Annotated in this window: 3 protein-coding genes; all 3 read right to left on the bottom strand. The window is 61.1% G+C overall.

Features of this window, described 5'->3' with window-relative positions; all coding sequences use genetic code 11:
- Positions 1–426 precede the first annotated feature (426 nt).
- Entirely contained in the window at positions 427–1,284 is an 858-nt protein-coding gene (locus EOA22_RS30350) for a glutathione S-transferase family protein (protein ID WP_013529261.1), read from the bottom strand.
- Between the two features lie 22 nt (positions 1,285–1,306).
- Entirely contained in the window at positions 1,307–1,888 is a 582-nt protein-coding gene (locus EOA22_RS30345; protein WP_013529260.1) for a VOC family protein, read from the bottom strand.
- A gap of 274 nt (positions 1,889–2,162) precedes the next feature.
- The gene (locus EOA22_RS30340) at positions 2,163–2,339 is read right to left on the bottom strand and encodes a Flp family type IVb pilin (RefSeq protein ID WP_063169152.1); all 177 of its coding nucleotides are present in this window, start codon (positions 2,337–2,339) and stop codon (positions 2,163–2,165) included.
- Between the last annotated feature and the right edge of the window lie 280 nt (positions 2,340–2,619).

Below are 2,619 nucleotides of genomic sequence, written 5' to 3'. Positions count from 1 at the left end.
CGCCCGCCAGCACCACGCCCGCAACCGCAATCCGTCTCGCAACGCTTTTCATCGCCAGCCCTCACGCCTGACCACGGTCCATCTGGGACGCTCAATGGATGGTAGGGCCAACGTCGGCAATGGCAATATCTCTCGGCAAACTTGACGCCGAAAAAGCGACACCTGACTGGGCTTGCGCGGTCTGATCGCTGCTCGATCGCGCCTGGCGATAAAGCAATGCCGGTTAAGTGTGAAACGGTTTTCCCGGAAAAGCGCATAACGCTTTTCCCTTGGGAATTGCGTCGAACAAAGCGTGCGAAAAGCAAAAGGCCGGCATTGCGCCGACCTTTCCTATCGCTGCGACGTTCTGCGCCAGTACATCCGTGGTCGCGGGCCGAAAGCGAATTGCCTGCAGTAGACAGGGCTTTGGTTAACGAACCCTTAAGCTCAGGCCTTGGCCTGGGACTTCACATGGGCGATATAACCGCGCACGTCGCCGGCCGGCTCGCTATAGGCCTTGCCGAGCTTCTTCTCAATCGCCGCCACATAGTCCTTCGCCCATTTGGGCAAGGCATAGTCGATGACGGCCAGAAATTCGAGCGTCGCCGCCAGCCGGATATCGGCGATCGACGGATGCTTGCCGCCGATGAACGGCTTGCCGTCCCTGAAGAACGAGTGGAAGACCTCCAGCGGCTCGGCAATCGCCGCCATCGCCGCCTTCTGGGCTTCGGACTTCTTGTCGGGATGGGCGTCGCTGTGGCCGACCTCGCCGGCATAGTGCGGGAAGCCGAGCGCCGGATAGGTGGCGCGCGCCACATAGGGGTAGAGCGTGCCGATCAGGTAGAACATCGCACTGTCGACCATCGCCCGCTTGGCCGGCGCCTTCGGATAGAATTTCTCCAACCCGTGCTTGTTGGCGAGATACTGCATGATAGCGCAGCTTTCCCACAGCACGCCTCTGGGCAGGCCCTTGTCCTCGATCATCGGTGTCAAATGGGCGGGATTTCGCGCCATGAACTCCGGCGAACGGGTGTGGCCCCAGGCATCGGTCTCGGCGTGGTCGAAACCCGCCGCGCGCGCAAACACCCGCACGGTCATGTTGTTGACGCTGGGCTTCAGCATGCTGAGCTTCAGCGCCGGCTTCTTGGCCGGCTTGGCCTTGGCCCTGGGCGCGGCTTTTGCCGTCGCCTTCACCGCAGGCTTGGCGGCCGCCTTGGCTTTTGGCGTTGCCGCAGCTTTCGCCGCCGGCTTGGCGGCAGCTTTGGCCGCGGATTTCCCGGCAGTCTTCGTCGCTGTCTTGGCCATCTTGTTCCTCCCTCTGGTCTGTTCAGTATGGGTTCTTCGGCGCCCGATCGTCCGACAGAGTGGCACGGGAACGCTCTACGAGCGTCTGGATCGCATCGGCGAGATGCACTTCGGCGATGTTGTAGTCGCCGCGCCCGACCCGCAGCCTGTGCGCTTCCATCAGCACATCCGCATGGGTGAAGCCCGCCGGCGGTTCGAAGCGGTAGGACGCCAACTCGATCAGCAGGCCGAGCGGATCCTCGAAATAGATCGAATCCATGAAACCGCGATCCTTGACGCCGCTGTGCTTGATGCCGCGCTCGTCAAGCCGGGAGACCGCCTGCAGAAAGGTGACGCGCGACACCGAAAAGGCGATGTGGTGAACACAGCCCGGATCGGTAGGCGTGCGCCGCTTCTCCGGCGTCCGGCTCTCGTCGGTGAAGATAGTGATCAGCCGGCCGTCGCCGGGATCGAAATAGAGGTGGCTTTCCCTCGGCTTGTCGAGATTGGGCTGTTCGAAGATGAACGGCATGCCGAGCACGCCTTCCCAGAAATCGATAGAGGTCTGGCGCCCGGCGCCGACCAGCGTGATGTGATGGACGCCCTGCGATTGCAGCTTCTGCATTGGCCTTCCTCCCCCATGGATCAACTGGCCCTAAGGACAGCGCGGCGTTCTGCGCGCCGCTGGAGCCGTACCCCAGGATCCATGACGTGATGCTAATGCAAACAGCTCCGCGGCGCCAGAAGCGACGAACGCGGTGACGCAACGGATAAAGCCGACCGATGGAAAGTGCGCCGTCCGCACTTCCGATGCCCGGCATCGGAAGCACGTACGCGCTGCGCTTTGGAGGCTGAGATCGGCGAATCCGGCCGATAGCCGACCGAATTGATGTACCGACTTACGAGCCGCTGCTGTTGACCGTAGTGCCGACGGTCGTGAAGATCCCGTTGAGCGAATTGCCAACCGCCCCGGCGCCGGTGATGATCGCGAGCGCGATGAGAGCTGCGATCAAGCCATACTCGATCGCGGTCGCGCCAGACTCGTCCCAAGCGAAACGATAAGCTATTTTCTGCATTTCAACCTCCTACAGCTACTAAAGCGAAAACTAATATTCGCCGTGAGTTGCGGGGACGTTAAGGTTCCGGTTTCGCGTCCGTTAACATTTGCCAGACGAATGAAATAAAGGCCGGGTTGGTTGGTGCCACTGGGAGTTTTTAAGGCTGCGGCTACCTGTGCAGAGCGGGTTTCCCGGACGCCACAGTATCGAGGCTCCGCGACTTCAGAAACGAAATCGACGGCATCCTGCAAATTTGTCGAAAAACTTGGTACGCCCAAGGGGAATCGAACCCCTGTTC

This window comes from Mesorhizobium sp. M7A.F.Ca.US.014.04.1.1 (assembly GCF_003998745.1).
Classification (GTDB): domain Bacteria; phylum Pseudomonadota; class Alphaproteobacteria; order Rhizobiales; family Rhizobiaceae; genus Mesorhizobium; species Mesorhizobium ciceri.
This window is presented reverse-complemented; position numbering and strand designations above follow the sequence as displayed.